The organism is Halobacteriovorax sp. XZX-3 (assembly GCF_043196495.1).
Classification (GTDB): domain Bacteria; phylum Bdellovibrionota; class Bacteriovoracia; order Bacteriovoracales; family Bacteriovoracaceae; genus Halobacteriovorax_A.
Map to the genome: position 1 here is coordinate 57560 of NZ_JBEBMO010000001.1, position 17675 is coordinate 75234.

A 17675-nucleotide genomic window follows, 5' to 3' on the forward strand; every position below is an offset into this window, starting at 1 on the left:
CTATGTATTTAAATAATATTCGTCCAAGAAGAAATAGAAAGAATCACGCCATGAGATCTCTAATGCGTGAAACAACGCTAACAGTAGATGATCTGATTATGCCACTTTTTATCGTAGGTGGAGAAAGTCAAACGATTCCTGTAACTTCAATGCCTGGGATTAATCGCTACTCACGCGATCTAATTGTAAAGGAAGTGAAAGAGCTTTGGAACCTTGGCATTAAATGCGTTTCTCTTTTTCCTGCGCTTGATGATTCTATTAAAGACCGTTTTGCAACAGAATCAAAGAATCCAAATGGGCTTCTACAAAAGACAATCAAAGATATTAAAAACGCATGTCCTGATATGCTTATCATGACTGACGTTGCCATGGACCCATACTCAAGTGATGGTCATGATGGACTTGTTTGTGAAAAAACAGGTGAGATCTTAAATGATGAAACTCTGGATATTCTAGCAGGGATGGCACTTGCTCAGGCCCAAGCGGGAAGTGATATCATTGGTCCTTCTGATATGATGGATGGACGAATTGCAGTTATCCGCGATGCCCTTGATGGTGAAGGTTTCTCAAATACACAAATTATGTCGTATACGGCCAAGTATGCTTCGGCATTTTATGGGCCATTTAGAGATGCACTCGATAGTGCTCCTAAAGCAGGTGATAAGAAGACTTATCAGATGGATCCGGCCAATGCTATCGAAGCTCTACGTGAGATTGAGCTTGATGAAGCAGAGGGGGCAGATATCTTAATGGTTAAGCCAGGTATTAGCTATCTAGATATCATTGCTAAAATGAAAGAGCGCACTAATCTACCTGTTGCCGCTTATAATGTATCTGGTGAATATGCCATGGTTAAAGCAGCAGCTCAAAATGGTTGGGTTGATGGTGATGCCGTAGCAATGGAGATGCTTACGAGCTTTAAGCGCGCTGGATGCGATATGATTTTAACGTATTTCGCTAAAGAAGTGGCCGTTCAATTTGCCAAAAACTAAATTTATTTGACCTTAATAGGGATGTAGGCCTTAGCTCTTTTCTCGCGGGCCTGCTTCTCTTTCACTGAAGCAATTCCAACTAAAATACCAACGATAATAACAGGAATCCACATAATCACTCCTTGGTTCCTTTCCTAAGGAAATTATATCATTATTATCGGATAATATTTGATAAAACTAAGTCAATTTTTTGTGAACTTACTCTAAATGCTTGAATCTACGTAGTCTTTTAGGCTCTGGGCCGACTCTTTAGTGCCATCTTTAAACCACTTTGCCTCTGGATAACTGACAATATGGATACCTTCACGGCATTTTCCAAGGCAGTCGCTTGAAGTAACTCTAACGACACCTTTTCCATATTTTTCGTTGAAATATGTCTTTAACTCGCTCTTTAATGCCATGGCATCATCAAGCATAGGGCAATCATTCTTCTTACAGCTCTTGCAAATAAAGATGTGTTTTTTAAAGAGATTCGTGTCGTGTTCTTTTGCCATATAGAGTCCTAAGCTGTTATTATAATTAAAAAATTTTAAGGATTTATACTATGGATTTTTGCCAAATTCTATCAGCAAAACAAAAAGCATTACAAATTAATTTAGATAATAAAATTTACGGCAGTTTCGCAGAAATTGGTGCAGGACAAGAAGTTGCTCGTGAGTTCTTTAGAGCTGGCGGTGCAGCAGGGACTGTTGCTAAGACGATGTCTGCTTATGATATGCAAATTTCGGATGCTATTTACGGTGTCGAGACATCTGGACGTTATGTTTCTCAAGGACGTCTACATACGATGCTAGAGACAGAATTCACAAAAATGTACAAGCGTCTTAAAGATCAAAGAGAAGAGGGAACAAAATTCTTTTGTTTTGCTGATACTGTTGCAGCAAAAAGTTACTCTGGTCGCGGAGAGTGTCATGGTTGGCTTGGTGTACGTTTCCAACATCAAGCAGGGGCAGCTCCTTCTGATTTAATCATTCACGTTAATATGCTTGATCAAGAAAATCTTCAGCAACAAGAGGCCATTGGTTTTCTTGGTGTGAATATGATCCACAGCTGTTTTTATAATTCAAATGATTCATCTCATCTTGTTTCATCTCTAATGGATAACTTATCTGCTAGTCGTCTTAAGATTGATATGATTGACGTTAAAGGTCCGGCCTTTGATGGAGTTGATCCTCGTATTCTTTCTTTAGAACTTGTTAAGAGAAAGTTTACTTCTGCTGTTATGTTTGATGAGAATGGTAAAGTTGTTCAAATCAAAGATTACTTATATCGAAAGCCACTTGTTGTTTTAAGAGGCTCTTTTAGGCCGCCAACAAAGGGAAATGTTGATGCGCTTAAAGTAGGGCGTGAGCTTTTATGCACAAGTGAGAAGTGTGAGAATGTTGTGACTCTTTCTGAGATCTCAATGTCAAAATTACTTTCTCGTTCATCTTCAATTGATAACGCTGATTTTTTAGCTCGTGTTGATTTACTTGCAAAAATTAAGCAAAAAGTTTTAATTACAAATTTCGCTTCTTACTTCGAACTCAATCAGTTCTTACAGCCAATTGCTAAGAATCAAATTGCATTTATTACTAACACTTATAATTTAAATGAGATTTTAAATATCAAGCATTATGAGGATACTTCATTTGGGATCCTAGGTGGATTAGGTGAATTATTTGGCCTTAATACTAAATTGTATCTTTATCCATGTGCAGATGATAATGATGCAAAAAATCGCCTAAGCTTTGCTGATGTAACTTATGACAAGTCTCTTGAGTTTCTTGTTAAGTATCTTCGTGAAAATAAGTTAATTGTCGATCTTGAAGGTTATGATCATGAAGCATCAGGAATCTGGTCTCGTACAGTTATTGAGATGATCTCAAGCGGCGAGAGCGGCTGGGAAAAAATGCTTCCAGAAGAAGTTGTTGAATTAGTTAAGAGTAATAATTTATTTAAAAATTAAGAGAACATCATGAAAAAGATTCTAAGTATTATTGCAGGCCTTCTTATATTAATCATAGCAAGCGTCTACTTTATGCTATTGGGATCTTTTCCAGTAATGCATGGTAGTCTTAAAGTTGATGGCCTAAATGGTCTCACTAAGATCTACCGTGATCATGAAGGAGTTGTTCATATCGAAGCAGACTCTCGTCACGATATGAATTATGCTCTAGGCTTTTCAATGGCCAGTGATCGAAGCTTTCAATATGAGCTAATTAGTCGTGCTGGCCAGGGAAGACTTGCAGAAATTCTTGGGCCAGATCTTGTCGCTGTTGATAAATTATTTCGTACTTTAAACTCTAAGTATATTCGTGATGGCATCTTGGCCTCTCTTGATCCGGTTGTGAGAAAAGATCTTGAGTCTTTTATGGCCGGCTATAACTACTATCTTGAAAATAATGTTAGGCCGATTGAATTTTTCTTACTGGGAATAAAGCCTAAGAAAATTGATATCGAAGATATCTATGGTGTCTTCGTTTACTTAAATTATAGCTTTTCGCCATTTATGAGAAATGAAGTTGCTTATCAAAATATTATGGCAAATGTTAAGCATCGTGATTTTAAGTATCTCTTTGCTAATAATGAGGTTGATTTCTCTAAGCGTGTAAGACGTGTCGTTGATGCAAGCTTTATTGACTACGAATCATTATTAAAAGGAATTGGTACTTTTACTGGCTCAAATGCTTGGGCGATCTCTGGAAAGAAGACGAAGTCTGGAAAACCAATCCTAGCAAGTGATCCGCATATCAATTTTTCTGCACCTAATATTTGGTATGAAGCAAATATTAAGAATAAGGAAGAGGGCTTTCATATGTATGGCCACTTCCTACCACTTATTCCATTTCCGGCCATGGGCCACAATCGAAAACTTGGTTGGGGATTAACTATTAGTTACACAGATGATGTTGATCTTTATCAGTTAGAAGATGATTTTGAAATTGTACGAGTTGAAGACTCTTTGATTAAAGTGAAGGGAGAAGAGTCAATCGATTTCCAAATCAAGTGGAGTAAGAAGGGTCCTGTTGTTAATGAAATCGTTCAGGCCGTAAACAAAGACGCAAACAATATTGCGGCCCACTTCAGTTTCTTTCAAGAAGGTAACAAGCCTATTGAGGGATTTTATGGTCTTGGCCGTGCAAAAAACTTTGAAGAGATAAAGAAGGCCACAAGTATCGTTAAGTCACCTGGCCTTAATATTGTCTATGCGGATGCTGATGGGAATGTGGCAAGACTTATCATGGGGGATAGTTACAAGAGATCACATCCATTTGAATCAGATCTTGTTCAAACACCTGATCGCAAGATTCTAGGGGTCTATACATTTGATGAGAAACCTCATGAGATTAATCCTGAAAATGGTTTTGTTGTTTCCGCTAATGATGCACCAAAGACAATGAAAAATGGTATCTATCACCGTGGTGGTTGGCATTCAGATAATCGCTATAATACTATTTTAAAGTCACTTGAGCTTCGAGATAATTGGGATATGGATTCTCAAAAGATGGTTCAAACTGCAAGCTTCAGTACGAATAATCGTAGGATGCAAAAAATTATTAATAATGCGCTAAAGAAATATCCAATGACTGCTCTTGAAGAAGAGGCCTTAAAATTCTTTATGGATTGGAAAGGTCATTCTCGCAAAGAACAGGTTGGACCGACAATATTTCATGAAACAAATATGCGTATTCGTAAGCTTCTAATGGATGAGATGGGTGAGGACTACGTTAAGTATTGTAAGGCCATTAACTCTTGGATTTATTATTACCGCTTACTTGAAATGCCAGATAACTCTTGGTGGGATATTGAAAAGACTGCACCAATTGAAGATCGTGACCAGGTCATTTCAATGGCCTTTAAAGAAGCCGTGAACTATCTAAAGCAAGAGCTTGGAGATGATGTCAGCAAGTGGCGCTGGGGACTTATTCATCAGCTAACAATGCCTCACCCATTTGGAAAAAATGAGTTTCTTGCGAAAATATTCAATCAGGGCCCATATGAGGCCAACGGATCTATCAATAGTATCAACCATATTCGTCGTGTCTCATGTGAAGCAGGACACACTCCAGTGACAGGACCAAGTACTCGTCGACTAATTGACTTTGCTAATGTCGATATTTCTTACGGGATCCTTCCATTAGGAAACTCTGGGCATATGCTTTCTCCTTATTATGATAATCAGAGAGAACGCTTTATGAATGATGAGTATCGTACACAAATCTTTAGTTTTGATTTAATGAAGAAATCAGGCCCTAAAGTCTTAACTCTAAGGCCATTATAGAAGTTTATTTAAGTCTAAATTGTGAAGAGCGATTTGGTGCATTCCACCTATCGCTCACAAGCTCACTTGCAACCTGCTGAGAACGACTGAAGTCCACATTTTCTGGCGCATAAGTTACGCCTGGGTCTTGTTGAACGTGAAGAGTTTGCGTAGGGAAGGCAAAGTTAATACCATGCTTCTTGGCCGCTCTTAAAATATCTAATAAGAATTTATGCTTTTCATTTAATTCGTCATCCCAACTTGGAACTTCCCAAAACATATAGACAAGAATATTTAGAGAGCTTGCTCCCATCGAATTAAAATATACTTGGAAGTTATCCTTTCTTGTCATTGGATGAGCAACGATAATCTGACGGATACTCTCGCAAAAGTTTTCAATCTTTTCTGGAGGAGTCGCGTAATCGATACCTAGAGTTGTATTAAAGCGACGATATCTTCTGCGTCCAAGGTTGTCGATATTGGCATTGATAAGGTTTCCGTTTGGAACTGATAGCAGGGAGTTGTGAAATGTTCTGATACGAGTTGAGCGCATACCAACTTCTTCAATAATACCTTCGATATCATTATTAATCTTTACCCAATCTCCAATTGTAAATGGGTTATCAAAGAGAACTGTAAATGAACCAAATAGGTTAGAGATTGTATCCTTGGCAGCAAGAGCGAAGGCGATACCACCAATCCCCATACCAGCAAGAATTGATTTCATATCTAGCTCGAGTGCATCTCCAATGAAGATGATTCCAACTGCGTAAATAAAAAATCTGGCAGTCTTTCTGATAAGTGGAACGACAATATCATCAAATTTATTTTCTGTTTCACGTGCTTTGTCTTCTAGATAGAGACAAATAACAGTGAGAAGTTGATTTAGGATAAATACCACAGAGATTGCCATGACAATATCACAGGCCTTAACAACAAGAACGAGTGCATCTGCAGGGAGATCAATCCATGTTGCTAGCGTTTGAAACACATAGGCAAAAGCAAGACTACCAAAAGGAGAGGTTAGTCTATTTTGTTGCTTCTCTGTAAAAGTGATATTTCTTTTCTTTAAAATTGAAATTGTTTTTGCTGCAATATAGTAGCGAATGATTCGGTCAACGATAAAGCTTAAAAGAGTAATTACAAGAAGCAGAATCCAGTGAATATTTAAAAGCAGAAAGCGCTGATGAAATGTCCATGCTGGAAGGTATTCTTTTAATCGATCCTTAGGGGATTGGCTGTAAACGACATCCTTAGCAACTTTTTTACCTTTAAGAGAGAGGTCATAGAAGCGAAGGGAGTTCATCGTCTCCTTTGTAAATAGCCACACCATCTTGTCGCCACGTTGTACTTGGCGAATTGATATCTCAACATTGTGATCTTTATTTTCTACTTGGACGACTTCTTTACGGTAGTACCAAACTCCATCATCTACCTTTCGTGGGATCTTTTTTACATCTATATATTCAATACGATCAAAAATAGTGATTAGAGTTCGTGAGAAATCTTTAAGCTTAAAATCTTTTACTGTCTCTGGAATATGGCGGCCATCGAGCGCAAGTATTGCTTGATCGAGTCCTCTTTCATTTCCAAGCTTGTAGGCCTTCATTGACTTTAAAAAATAATTCATCGTCGATCGTGGTGAGCTTAGATCAAGAGGTGGTAGTTTTTGGGCAAATACCTGTGCCTTTAAAATTAAAACTAGGATTAGAAAAATCTGAAGAAAAAATTTATTCATAATAATCTCATTTATTTCGAAAAAAATATTTTGGTTACCTTGACAATTATAAAACACGTCCCATCTTTATAGTAGAAGGGGAAAAATACCTCATAATTTTAGGTGTTTATACCCATAAAATTGCGTGGAGGAATTTTTATGAATAAGTACGATTCAATCGTTGCAGGCAGTCTCGATATTGCCCAATCTCTTCTTATGGAAAAGAAGAATACTCAACTATCTGAGTGGCACCTTGCTTACGGGCTGGTGAAAAATCCTTCTTCTTTTTCATCAAGAGCACTAAAGAATAAATTAAAAGATATTAAGGCCGAAGTTGAGCGCTTACCTCAAGCTTCTCAAGAAGTTTCACTTGATAATGTTAGACCAACTGCTGGCCTAAGTAAGTGGCTAACATTGGCATCTTCCAATGCTATTCAATCAGGCCGTCAGGAAGTAACAGAAACCGATCTTCTAAAGCATATTGTGACAACCCTCTCCAGTCTCAATATTGATCCGAATGTCTTTAACTCTGCTATGAATGAAGACGAAGAAGAGGTTCCTGCCTTCCTGACGAACCTGAATGAAATGGCCCAAGAAGGCAAGCTTGATCCTGTCATCGGTCGCTCTAAAGAGATTCGTGCCGTGATGGAAATCCTAGGACGTCGTGGAAAGAATAACCCTGTTTTAGTTGGGCCGGCCGGTGTTGGTAAAACAGCTATCGTTGAAGGCCTTGCTGAAATGATTGTTAAAGGGACTGTCGCCGATGTACTAGAAGGTAAAACTGTCTATGCCCTTGATATGGGGGCCTTGATGGCCGGAACAAAATTTCGTGGTGAATTTGAAGAACGTTTACAAAAGCTTTTAAAGTATATTAAGCAAAATGCGGCCACTTCAATCCTATTTATCGATGAGATACACCAATTAGTTGGTGCTGGTAAGACAGATGGTGCGATGGATGCGGCCAATCTTTTAAAGCCAGCTCTAGCAAGAGGTGAGCTAAATTGTATTGGTGCAACGACTGATGAAGAATATCAAAAGTATATTCTAGGTGATAGTGCACTTGAGAGGCGCTTTCGTGCGGTACCTGTAAATGAGCCTTCAAAAGAAGATGCAATTGAAATATTAATGGGTATCCGTGAGAAGCTAGAAATCCACCATGGAATTAAGATCTCTGATGATGCAATTTATAACTCTGTCATTTTATCTGATCAGTATATTACGGATAAGAACCTTCCTGATAAGGCAATTGACTTAGTTGATGAAGCAGCAAGTGCTCTTAAACTTTCTGCCGAAGCTATGCCTGCTAAGCTGGTTGAATTAGAAGCGGATATTCGTTCTAAGAAAGTTAATATGCAGATTGATAAGGATAATGAAAAGCTTGCTAAGGAAGTCGAAGAGTTAGAAAAAACTTTCAATGCACAAAAAAGTACATGGGAAGAAGAAGTTCTTTCTCTTAAAAGAGTCTCCGAGTTAAAGAATCAGCGCGATCGCTTAAATTTTGAGCTTGAGGCAGCTGAAAGAAATCAGGACTATGAAAAGGCATCAATGATTAAATATTCTCAACTTCCTGAAGTTGAAAAAGAACTAGAAGCTTGCCATCATGATTGGGTTCTAGCGACAAAGGATATTGCACTTGTGATCTCAAGACAAAAAGGGATTCCTGTTGAGAAAATCCTTAAATCTAAACAAGCGCAAATTTTACAGCTTGAAGGATTCTTAAAGTCTCGTGTTTACGGACAAGAGGAAGCCTTGACTGAAATAGCTGATACAATTGTGTCGGCCCACGCTGGTCTTACTGACCCTTCTCGACCACTAGGTTCATTCCTCCTAAAAGGTCCTAGTGGTGTGGGAAAGACGGAAACAGCAAAGGCCCTTTGTGAGTTCTTGTTTGATACACAAGATAACTTAATTCGCTTTGACCTCTCAGAGTTTAGTGAAAAACACTCTGTGAGTAAGCTCAATGGAGCGGCCCCTGGTTATATTGGTTATGAAGAGGGTGGTGTTCTAACTGAAGCAGTAAGACGTCACCCTTATTCAGTGATCTTATTTGATGAAATTGAAAAGGCCCATCATGATTTTGGCGATATCTTGTTACAGATTCTTGACGATGGAAGGCTCACAGATAACAAAGGTCGCACGATTGATTTTAAAAATACGATTATTCTTGTCACTACAAATGCGAAAGAAGTAGAAACGGCATTTAAACCAGAAGTGTTGGGACGTCTTGATGCTATTCTGACATACAATGCTCTTGATCGCTCAATTATGAACTCGCTAATTGATAAGCAAGTACGCTTACTTAACTCGAGACTTCTTGGACGTAAACTTAAAGTTGATCTATCTGAAAGTGTACGTGCGAAACTTAATGAGCAAGGGTATAGCGAAGCCTATGGAGCAAGACCTCTGGCATCAATCTTTAACAGACTAGTTACTAGGCCTTTATCAAAAGAGATAATGGCACATGACCTAGAAGAAAAAGACTTAAAGATTGATTATAAAGACTCTCAGTTTACAATTAATTAAAAACTTAGGGACTACTTTTGAAAGGAAGTAGTCCCTTTAAATCCTCATGATATTTTTTCACACTCAAGTTTTGATTATGTACATGATTGGCAATTGCTTCATGTAATTGTGCATTTTTTAAATGGTGCCATGACTCAATCTCCACTGGCCTAAAGCCACGATAGAGCTTTTGTTCTCCTTGAGCACCAGCTTCAAAGGTCGCTAGGTTATTTTCAATCGTATACTCCATTGCTTTGTAGTAACACATTTCAAAGTGGAGAAATTCGAAATTGTGTTGGTGTAGTGGGTGAATTCCCCAGTAGCGTCCGTAGAGTTTTGTTTCAGATTCAAAAAAGAGTGCCATTGCAATAATTGAGTCTTCTTTATAGGCCAGGTGAAAAAAACAATTATCTAGTGTATTTAAACCTAAGAAGAAGGCAAGTGTAAGATAGGCGTAAGCCGATTTCTTATCAATTGTTGTTAGATATAAACCATAAATTTGCTTAAGCTCATCTGATGAAAGCTCTTTAGCGAAAATTTTTTTTATCTCAATATCGTAAGAGTGACAGGCCTTGCGCTCTTTCTTAATATTCTTTCTTTTATTCTTTTTAAGTTTAGAAAGATAGTCGTCAAACGATTCGAATTCGTTAATAAAATGATACTGTGTTGTGATTTGCTTAAAGAAGCCAAGCTCCTTAAGTTCAAGATAGCTCTCATCTGTAAAGTAGTAGTGCTCACTTGATAGCTCGAGTCCTTGATACATATCAAAAGACTTCGTTAGAAGTTTACTATCAAATTCTTGAGTGAATTTACTATTATTTACTGGTGTAAAAGGGATGGCATGAATTAGTTTTGGGTAGTATTCAATTCCCATACGGTGATAAAGATCTGCCCAGGCCCAATCAAAGATATATTCACCATAGCTGTGAGATTTTATATAGGAGATGAGTTGATTATTTTCTCCCTCAATGTGGACAGGCTCCCAGCCTCTTTGAGGGCATGCACTCCCACTATCTTCAATTAATTTTAGAAAGTGGGAGTTGGCAAATGTATGCATGTTATTTATTTAATTCTTCTCGGATCTGTAATTCAAGTTGTTGGTAGCTAAAGCGCTCTAGTGGCTTGCCGTTGATAAAAAATGTTGGTGTACCACGAACTCCAAGGGCCTTACCGTCTTCAGCATCTTGTCTAATCCATTCCATAAACTTTGGATCATGCATATCACTCTTAATTTTGTCGATATCTAAATCAAGAGTTGTAAGGTAGTTCCAAATAAGATCTGGTCTCGGGTTATGATGATTTCCCCATGCTGGCTGACTTTTAAATAATAGATCAAGTGTTTCCCAATACTTTCCTTGTTTTCTTGCGGCCTCTAAAATTGAGATTGCATATGCAGAGTTCTTATGAAATGCAGCGTAGCGAACGACTAGTTTTACCTTACCTTCATATTTATTCATGATTTCTTTTACATATGGAGAAAACGCGCGACATGATTCACATTCCGGATCTAGAAATTCTACGAGAACAACCTTTGCATTATCTGGTCCCATTGATGGAGAGTAATCACGTACAAATAGCTTGTGGTTTTCATTGGCCATAAAGCCTAGTTTGGCCGCCTGCTGTTTCTTGTAAAATGTTGCACTAATAGCAAATACTGCAATAACTGTAATAATCGCAGCTATGATCTTATGACTTTTTTGCATTTAAAAATTCCTTGTTGTTATAAATTTCTAATAAGAATAATGATAATAAAATTGTAAAAGCAAAGAATGCCAGCATTGGGATTGAGATGAAACCAAACCAATTAATCCATTTTTCTGAACATGGCACACCACTAACACATGGGCTAGCGCTTTCAGGAATGACTTTAAGCTGGACAAGATTGTGATAAATCGAAATGAGCCAGCCTGCAAAAATGAATGGTGCACTATAAAGTATGCTGCGCTTATCATCTTGATAGAAGCCAATTAATAATATGGCCGCAAGAGGATACATTGCAATTCTTTGCCACCAACAAAGTGCACATGGAACAAATTCCATGATCACACTAAAAAATAGCGAGCCAGCTGTTGCAAGTACTGCAACAATCCACATAATGAAGAGAGTGTTTTCTTTGATTAATTTCATGACAATAATCATAACGAAACTTTAAACAGATGACCAAGTAATTCGTCATCTGCTTAAAGCGTTATATTGTCAATTTTTTGTAAAGTGGTTTTTATTAAAGAGAATATTCAGGATTGAACTCTTGTTGTCCTTCTTCAAGCACAACTGTAGGCTCCGCTACGATATCTTCATTTTGTACTTCTACAGAAGATGTATGATTTGATGTCGTTCCCATGTTAAAAAAGCGCTCAAGATTTTCTTGCATCTTTCTAAGCTCTTTCATAATTGAGTCGGCTTCCTTACCTTCATAAGTTAATTCTTCTAAAAGAATTCGAGTAAGGTTCTTATTCATTCTCTTTGATAGGTTTCTTAGGTGTGCGTATTCAGCTGGTAATGGCTCCATTGTCTCCATTTCCTGTTCTGCTTCTTGAACTCCACCTCGTTTAGCAGCTGCAACGATTTGCTTTACTTCTTTTACTGTCTTATCTGCAATCATTGGAAGAACGCTATCTTGCACTTCCTTGTCTAATTTGATGATTTCATTTGTTACACTTGCATTGATGTGACCAAGCTGGCGTGCTTTCTTAACATGTTCTGAAGCAAGAGCATCTCTTTTGATTGCTCCTTTAATAACACTCTTTGAAAGACCAGTCTTTTGTGCAGTAATGGCAGCAAATGAATCTTGATCTTGCTCTTCTTTAGCTTTTTCCAGCTTCTTCTCTTCTGTTGTTGTTGCGATTACATCAACTTCAATCTTAGTCGCTGTCGGATTAAGCTCTTCAAAGATTTCGCGCCCACGATTAAGGCACTTTTCAAATTCAAGTTTATCAAGTGGTCTTCTCACTAAGTTTTCATCAATTGAAATAAGTTCTTGCTCAAGGCTTTGTCTATCAACTACGTGAACAGGAATCTCTTCAATACCGAGTTCTTTGAGTGCTTGATATCTTCTAGCACCTGCTAGTAATTCATTATCTTTATTAATTGTTAGAGGATTAATTAGACCAATATTTTCGATACTGATTTTTAATGTATCAACATCAGTATTTGTTCTTAGGTATTCACTATTAAGTTTAATATCATTGATATTAACAGTTGTTGTTTGCATGGAGTCCTCTTAATTTTCAAAAATTTGTGTGTTGTGTGGGCCCTAGTTTAATAGGGAAATGTATATCTGACTAGAGGTGTAAGGTATTTTTAGTAACCACGCCCTGTGTTGACGCGCTCAATTATTCTCAGTGTAAGTGTGTGAGGCATAGTGGTTAATAGGGTTTTGAAGATTTTGTTTAGAAAACCTGGGACAATATAAAATTTATTTTTGCTAAGTGCGCCTATCGTCTCATTCACCACTTGCTCTGATGAAATACCACTGAAGTGCTGCTTTTCGGCCTTGCCTTGGTTAATTCGAAATTGAGTGTAAACAAGTCCAGGGCAAACTGAAATAACTTGTTTGTTTGTCCCGCTAAGATCTCTTCCTAGGGCCAAGCTAAATGAATGAATCATGCTCTTTGAGGCCGCATAGACACTTTGTCTTGGAACAGGGAAGAAGGCATAGAGTGAAGCGATATTGATTATTTTAAGTTCTTCTTTTTGCTGTAAAAAGTGATGGCTTAAGCGCATTGGTACTTCGACATGTACTCTTTGCATGCTTACTTGTTTTTCAATATCTGTTTCGGGATATTTTCCAGCTACTCCAAAGCCTGCATTATTAACAAGGTATGACAAAGGTTCTTTGATCTTAGAGATTACGTATTCACAAGCTTCACTTTCGCACAGATCCTTAATAATGATCTCACAATTTACTTGGTATTTCTCTCGGTACTCTTTTGCATTTTGATCGAGAAGAGTAAGGTTTCGGCCATGAAGATAGAGGTCGTATCCAAGAGAGGCAAAATAGTCAGCAAAGGCCTTACCCATACCTGTTGTTGCGCCCGTGATAAGTACTGTCTTTTTATCTCTATGATTGCTTACGTTCATGATACCAAATTCCAATATTTCGAGGGGACTCTACTTCATTGAAGAATGCCATAAGTTTTGCTTCTTTGCCTCGCTCTTGTAACATGATAGCACGATCATAGAGAAGGTAAAGCTCAAGAGCACGGCCAAACTGCCAGCGAACAATATTGGCAAAGAAGAGCTTTTCTAATAACTCTTGATTTTTTGCATAGAGTTCATCAAGTTGCTGTGCTGTTAAATTAATTGGAATATTGTTTTCTGTTAGCTTTGAAATAGCGTATTCACTAAAGGATTTAGCATAGAGTCTTTTATGAGCATCACCAATTGAGATCACATCAATATCACTTCCTAGTACACTATCAATGTAGATTTGAAGGCAATAGCGATAGTTCTTAACTTTTTTCTTTTGCTCGAATTCTTCGAGGCTCATGCTTTGATGGCCACGAGTTGCCAAAGTTAAGCTATTACTCTCAAGCTCTAGTGGCCCAATTTCTTTTGCATAATTTGAAATATTAATATGCTTACTTGGTTCAAGTTTATTATAGCAACAACCAAAATTTAGAAGTCCACGAGTTTGATTTCTACTTGCCACCTGCATATGCTTAACCGCAAGAGAGCCACAAGTGTGAAGTCCTAGGGAGAAAGAGTCATTACAAAAAATACGCGCATTCTCATCTCCATCAAGATCAATACTAAAATCATGATTGATGAAGTTTACGTCCTTTGCCAGATCTGGCCTTGGGTACTTTTTTAAACGATTTTTTCCAATTTCTTGAAATTCACTATTAATATCAAGACTAATCATTTCCATGCCAAAGTAGTGGGCAAGGGTGCGCGAAAGATGACCAACACCACCGCCAATATCAACAGTATGCTTAAAATCGCCTTCCTTATTTCTAAGTTTCTTAAGAAAATTTGCAATGATTAAAATTTCGTCTTGCTTCTTTCCCTTAACTTTATTAAATGCCCAACTCGGAAGCTCATCCACGCCGCGAATGAGTTCTTCATCCACCGTTTCATAAACTTCATTTTCTCTAAGAGAGCATAGTAAAGTTTTTAAGGGGCCATCTTCTAATTTCGAGTAATCACGAAGACAGTCCATCTCATAGAGTTCTTCGTGAGTAAGCTTTTTTAGAGGTGTGAGGAATTCTTCAGGATACAGCTCGTCGATTTCTCCAGCGCGCCATGCTTGGAGAACTTCTCTTTGCCATAGCTTAGTGTATGGCCTTAAAATAGTGGCAAGATTTAAAAAAAGCTGCTGATAATTCATGCACAGCAATGTAGCACTTTTATCCATATTTTGGAAGGTAATAGTCATATGATCATCAATGAATCGTTAAATAAGTATAATAAGATAGCTGTTGTAGGCCTTGGGGTTTCTGGAGTTTCAGCACTTCGCTTGCTGGCCTTCCTAGGTAAGGATATTTATTTAGTTAATCAAGGACCTGTTGATAAGTGGCCTGCCTTTGAAGATTCGACGTGTATTAAGGCGAGACTTCCTCAAGATGAAGCTGCCGATATGCTAGGGGAGATGGATCTGATTATTCTCTCACCGGGGATGTCTAAGGAGTTGCCATTATTTTCAAAAGCATCATGCCCAATATGGTGTGAAATTGAACTTGCTTATAAATTTGCTGATGCACCAATTCTTGGAGTGACAGGAACAAATGGTAAGACAACAGTTGTCTCTTTCCTTGAAGAATGTGGCAAGCAGGATCCAACTGGTGACTACTTTGTTGGTGGTAATATTGGAACACCATTTTGTGACTATATCTATGAGCGCATGAGTGGAGAGCGTGAACCTGCCCAAGGTATAATTCTAGAGCTTTCAAGTTTTCAACTAAACCTCATTGAAGAATTTCAGTGTGATGTTGCAGGAATCTTAAACCTGACTTTCAGCCACGGTGAGCGCTATGATGATCTAAGATCATATGCACTTGATAAATTCGAAATCTTTAAGAATATGGCCAATGAAGGAATTGGATTCTTACCGAATAATTTAGAAGTTAAAAATGAATACCCAATTCGCAACGAGCATCAACTTGATCTCTCTATTGCTAAGGTTAAAGAAGAGCTTTCTGAGGTTATTGATATTGGTTCACTTAAAATCTACGGTGAACACAATCTCGTCAATACATACTTTGTCTATCTTATGTGGGATGCCTTTACTGGCAATATCAAGGCATTTCAAAATGCCTGTGAAGTCTTTGGTGGTGTGGAATACCGCTTGCAGATGATAAGACACACGCAAGAAGGACGCTATTTCTTTAATGATGCCAAGTCCACAAATTGGGAGGCAACTCTTACGGCCTTAAACGGTGTGAAGGAGTTAGGGGAAGTTGAGCTGATCATTGGCGGTCAGCTTCGTGGTCATGGTGATAACCAGCTTGAGAAACTTCTTCCTTTTAAGAGTCAGATTAAGAAGATTCTCTTCTTTGGTGAATCTGGAAAGGTTCTAAGTGAATCAAATTTTGAAATTGAATCTGAGTATTTTGAAAATTTGGATGAGATTTTTAAAGCAGGCTTTAGCACAAGTGTCGTTCTATTTTCTCCAGCGTTTCCTTCTTTTGATCAGTATGCAAATTACGTCAAAAGAGGAGAGCACTTTACGAAATTAGCACTTACTTAAGAACTGAAATTGTTACTTTTTGCGACTTGGAATCCCTCATATTATCTGCAACAGCAATCTTGAATAAGAAAATAATGAGAATTCCAATAATAAATTTACCTGACTTTGATTCCATAATGTGATTATCGGTACTTAGTGATAATACTTTAGTAAATATTATCTTTTGTTAATAAATTTTTGCTTGCGCAAATCTCTTTGTTGAAACTAAGACCAATAATAGCATGCACAGCCCTGCGATCAAGGCGGCGGAATCCTTTGCTGGCGGGTGTTCAGAAAATTCCGTACTTATCTTTTTCTCAATATCCTCATAAATATGGCCATCATACTTGGCACTATCTTTTATCGGTGCAATTGAGCCACACATTGGTATTTGTTCCTTAGGATAAAGGTAAGTGGCACCATCCCAATCGTCTTGCCCAATCGTTTCTCTACCTGTGAGGTTTCTAAAGTACATAAGTGAGCTTTCTTTTGAAGAGTGGCCAAGGCCAAAGGCATGTCCGATTTCATGGGCAAAAAGAGCAATCTTCTGGGCCCTTGTCTGGTCGTTGTAGCGAGTTCCTGCAATGTCATTTAGGCCAATGACAGAGCCTTGGATAACTGTTCCGTTTAGATTATTTGGTAGTGTTACAGCTAAAATTCCTGTGGAAGTAAAAACTGTATTATTACTATTACAAACGATCAGAATCTGTGTGTTAGTACTTGGTACTTGGCTGACACAACCAGCTTCTCCTGCAGCACAGATTTGTTCAGTTGTATAATCATTGTTAACCGTTAAGATATCGCCACCTTTTAGGTGTAAACTACTTGTCGCAATCTTATTCCAATAATCACTAACTGCAATCTCTACCATATCCATGATTTCATCAGCAGAGTCTGTAATATTTGCGCAAGCATTATCCGCTATATCGACACGAATTTCTGGACTTGCAAAGCGAATAGGAATATTTGCGTTGATCGTAAATGCTAAGGTGTATGTTGAAAGAAGTAAGCTTATTATAAATTTCATTAATTATTTCCAAAAGTATAGTTAAGAGATAATGCATAACTAAATGCGCGCTCATCACCATCTTCAAGGTTGAAGACGCTTAATTGTCCATTTACAAAGTAAGTCTTATTGAAGAGATAATCTGCACCAAGAATGACAATATTATTAACTGCTGTTTGGTAATCATCCGGTGTGTAGAATTGTTGTGTTGATGTTCCATTGCCAAGAGTTTGCATTTTTCCATCCATTGCTGTGTAGGTAAAGAAAATACCAACTCCTGCTTGTACTCTAAAGCTTTGATTGAAGGTGTGTTCGATAAGTGCATGAATCCAAAGGTTTGTAACAGTTACTGCACTATCTTCACTCGATTTTGGAAGAGTTAAACCTGTTTCAATATTTAGCTTTTTTTCCCAAGCAATATCTGTGCGATAATTGGCCCTGATAAATGGATTGAAAGTGAAGTAATTTCTCCCGCCATCAATATCGTTTTGAATTTTACCGACGTATTTCGTCAAATTCCCAAATCCAAGTGAGAACTCGCCAGGAAT

The 17675-nt window shown here is 37.9% G+C and carries 16 protein-coding genes; 5 read left to right on the forward strand and 11 right to left on the reverse strand.

Going from position 1 to position 17675, the window contains the following annotated elements; translation table 11 throughout:
• The first annotated feature begins 2 nt into the window (after nucleotides 1–2).
• Nucleotides 3–992, forward strand: a complete 990-nt coding sequence (hemB, locus tag ABMA70_RS00260; RefSeq protein WP_392992215.1) for a porphobilinogen synthase — start codon at nucleotides 3–5, stop codon at nucleotides 990–992.
• Nucleotides 993–1195: 203 nt separating this feature from the next.
• Here hemB and ABMA70_RS00265 read toward each other — a convergent pair whose 3' ends face one another.
• Nucleotides 1196–1486, reverse strand: coding sequence for a (2Fe-2S) ferredoxin domain-containing protein (locus tag ABMA70_RS00265; protein ID WP_103217000.1), 291 nt, complete (start codon nucleotides 1484–1486; stop codon nucleotides 1196–1198).
• Nucleotides 1487–1536: 50 nt separating this feature from the next.
• Here ABMA70_RS00265 and ABMA70_RS00270 point away from each other — a divergent pair, with 50 nt between their 5' ends.
• Nucleotides 1537–2940 (forward strand): TonB-dependent receptor, encoded by a 1404-nt coding sequence (locus ABMA70_RS00270; protein ID WP_392992213.1) that lies wholly within the window; start codon nucleotides 1537–1539, stop codon nucleotides 2938–2940.
• A gap of 9 nt (nucleotides 2941–2949) precedes the next feature.
• Nucleotides 2950–5256, forward strand: coding sequence for a penicillin acylase family protein (locus ABMA70_RS00275; RefSeq protein WP_392992211.1), 2307 nt, complete (start codon nucleotides 2950–2952; stop codon nucleotides 5254–5256).
• A 4-nt stretch (nucleotides 5257–5260) separates the two neighbouring features.
• On the opposite strand, the gene ABMA70_RS00280 is transcribed toward ABMA70_RS00275, so the two are convergent.
• Nucleotides 5261–6973, reverse strand: a complete 1713-nt coding sequence (locus ABMA70_RS00280) for a mechanosensitive ion channel family protein (RefSeq protein ID WP_103217003.1) — start codon at nucleotides 6971–6973, stop codon at nucleotides 5261–5263.
• A gap of 138 nt (nucleotides 6974–7111) precedes the next feature.
• Between ABMA70_RS00280 and ABMA70_RS00285 the strand changes: the two genes are divergently transcribed.
• Nucleotides 7112–9475 (forward strand): ATP-dependent Clp protease ATP-binding subunit, encoded by a 2364-nt coding sequence (locus ABMA70_RS00285; RefSeq protein WP_392992209.1) that lies wholly within the window; start codon nucleotides 7112–7114, stop codon nucleotides 9473–9475.
• Nucleotides 9476–9479: 4 nt separating this feature from the next.
• Here ABMA70_RS00285 and ABMA70_RS00290 read toward each other — a convergent pair whose 3' ends face one another.
• The 6 genes from ABMA70_RS00290 to ABMA70_RS00315 all read right to left on the reverse strand — a co-directional run bounded on the left by ABMA70_RS00290 (nucleotide 9480) and on the right by ABMA70_RS00315 (nucleotide 14783).
• On the reverse strand, nucleotides 9480–10511 hold the full coding sequence (locus ABMA70_RS00290; protein ID WP_392992207.1) for a peptidogalycan biosysnthesis protein: 1032 nt from the start codon (nucleotides 10509–10511) through the stop codon (nucleotides 9480–9482).
• A 1-nt stretch (nucleotide 10512) separates the two neighbouring features.
• Nucleotides 10513–11157, reverse strand: a complete 645-nt coding sequence (locus ABMA70_RS00295; RefSeq protein WP_233189690.1) for a thioredoxin domain-containing protein — start codon at nucleotides 11155–11157, stop codon at nucleotides 10513–10515.
• Nucleotides 11141–11581: a disulfide oxidoreductase gene (locus ABMA70_RS00300; protein WP_103217559.1), complete on the reverse strand. Its 441-nt coding sequence runs from the start codon at nucleotides 11579–11581 to the stop codon at nucleotides 11141–11143. The genes ABMA70_RS00295 and ABMA70_RS00300 overlap by 17 nt, the downstream gene beginning before the upstream one ends.
• Before the next feature lie 94 nt (nucleotides 11582–11675).
• Nucleotides 11676–12665 carry a ParB/RepB/Spo0J family partition protein gene (locus tag ABMA70_RS00305; RefSeq protein ID WP_392992206.1) on the reverse strand — a complete coding sequence of 330 codons (990 nt, stop codon included), beginning with the start codon at nucleotides 12663–12665 and terminating at the stop codon, nucleotides 11676–11678.
• 89 nt (nucleotides 12666–12754) lie between these two features.
• Complete coding sequence (locus ABMA70_RS00310; protein ID WP_392992204.1) at nucleotides 12755–13534, reverse strand: SDR family NAD(P)-dependent oxidoreductase; 780 nt, start codon at nucleotides 13532–13534, stop codon at nucleotides 12755–12757.
• Nucleotides 13515–14783: a methyltransferase gene (locus ABMA70_RS00315; protein WP_392992202.1), complete on the reverse strand. Its 1269-nt coding sequence runs from the start codon at nucleotides 14781–14783 to the stop codon at nucleotides 13515–13517. Before ABMA70_RS00315 ends, ABMA70_RS00310 begins: the two co-directional genes overlap by 20 nt.
• A 48-nt stretch (nucleotides 14784–14831) precedes the next feature.
• Here ABMA70_RS00315 and murD point away from each other — a divergent pair, with 48 nt between their 5' ends.
• The gene (murD, locus tag ABMA70_RS00320) at nucleotides 14832–16142 is read left to right on the forward strand and encodes a UDP-N-acetylmuramoyl-L-alanine--D-glutamate ligase (RefSeq protein WP_392992200.1); all 1311 of its coding nucleotides are present in this window, start codon (nucleotides 14832–14834) and stop codon (nucleotides 16140–16142) included.
• Here the strand turns inward: murD and ABMA70_RS00325 are convergent.
• From ABMA70_RS00325 to ABMA70_RS00335, 3 genes are read right to left on the reverse strand one after another with little or no spacing between them, the layout of a single operon-like run.
• On the reverse strand, nucleotides 16135–16257 hold the full coding sequence (locus ABMA70_RS00325) for a hypothetical protein (protein ID WP_255407609.1): 123 nt from the start codon (nucleotides 16255–16257) through the stop codon (nucleotides 16135–16137). The genes murD and ABMA70_RS00325 overlap by 8 nt on opposite strands.
• A 51-nt stretch (nucleotides 16258–16308) precedes the next feature.
• Nucleotides 16309–17148, reverse strand: a complete 840-nt coding sequence (locus ABMA70_RS00330; RefSeq protein WP_392992198.1) for a matrixin family metalloprotease — start codon at nucleotides 17146–17148, stop codon at nucleotides 16309–16311.
• Nucleotides 17148–17642 carry a hypothetical protein gene (locus ABMA70_RS00335; protein ID WP_103217011.1) on the reverse strand — a complete coding sequence of 165 codons (495 nt, stop codon included), beginning with the start codon at nucleotides 17640–17642 and terminating at the stop codon, nucleotides 17148–17150. Before ABMA70_RS00335 ends, ABMA70_RS00330 begins: the two co-directional genes overlap by 1 nt.
• Nucleotides 17643–17675: the final 33 nt, after the last annotated feature.

Bases quoted from the DNA above. Each gene is read 5' to 3' on its own strand.
- hemB (WP_392992215.1), top strand. From the start codon at position 3: ATGTATTTAAATAATATTCGTCCAAGAAGAAATAGAAAGAATCACGCC.
- ABMA70_RS00295 (WP_233189690.1), bottom strand. From the start codon at position 11,157: ATGCAAAAAAGTCATAAGATCATAGCTGCGATTATTACAGTTATTGCA.
- murD (WP_392992200.1), top strand. From the start codon at position 14,832: ATGATCATCAATGAATCGTTAAATAAGTATAATAAGATAGCTGTTGTA.
- ABMA70_RS00325 (WP_255407609.1), bottom strand. From the start codon at position 16,257: ATGGAATCAAAGTCAGGTAAATTTATTATTGGAATTCTCATTATTTTC.
- ABMA70_RS00305 (WP_392992206.1), bottom strand. From the start codon at position 12,665: ATGCAAACAACAACTGTTAATATCAATGATATTAAACTTAATAGTGAA.
- ABMA70_RS00265 (WP_103217000.1), bottom strand. From the start codon at position 1,486: ATGGCAAAAGAACACGACACGAATCTCTTTAAAAAACACATCTTTATT.
- ABMA70_RS00290 (WP_392992207.1), bottom strand. From the start codon at position 10,511: ATGCATACATTTGCCAACTCCCACTTTCTAAAATTAATTGAAGATAGT.
- ABMA70_RS00280 (WP_103217003.1), bottom strand. From the start codon at position 6,973: ATGAATAAATTTTTTCTTCAGATTTTTCTAATCCTAGTTTTAATTTTA.
- ABMA70_RS00330 (WP_392992198.1), bottom strand. From the start codon at position 17,148: ATGAAATTTATAATAAGCTTACTTCTTTCAACATACACCTTAGCATTT.
- ABMA70_RS00310 (WP_392992204.1), bottom strand. From the start codon at position 13,534: ATGAACGTAAGCAATCATAGAGATAAAAAGACAGTACTTATCACGGGC.
- ABMA70_RS00270 (WP_392992213.1), top strand. From the start codon at position 1,537: ATGGATTTTTGCCAAATTCTATCAGCAAAACAAAAAGCATTACAAATT.
- ABMA70_RS00315 (WP_392992202.1), bottom strand. From the start codon at position 14,783: ATGAATTATCAGCAGCTTTTTTTAAATCTTGCCACTATTTTAAGGCCA.
- ABMA70_RS00285 (WP_392992209.1), top strand. From the start codon at position 7,112: ATGAATAAGTACGATTCAATCGTTGCAGGCAGTCTCGATATTGCCCAA.
- ABMA70_RS00275 (WP_392992211.1), top strand. From the start codon at position 2,950: ATGAAAAAGATTCTAAGTATTATTGCAGGCCTTCTTATATTAATCATA.
- ABMA70_RS00300 (WP_103217559.1), bottom strand. From the start codon at position 11,581: ATGAAATTAATCAAAGAAAACACTCTCTTCATTATGTGGATTGTTGCA.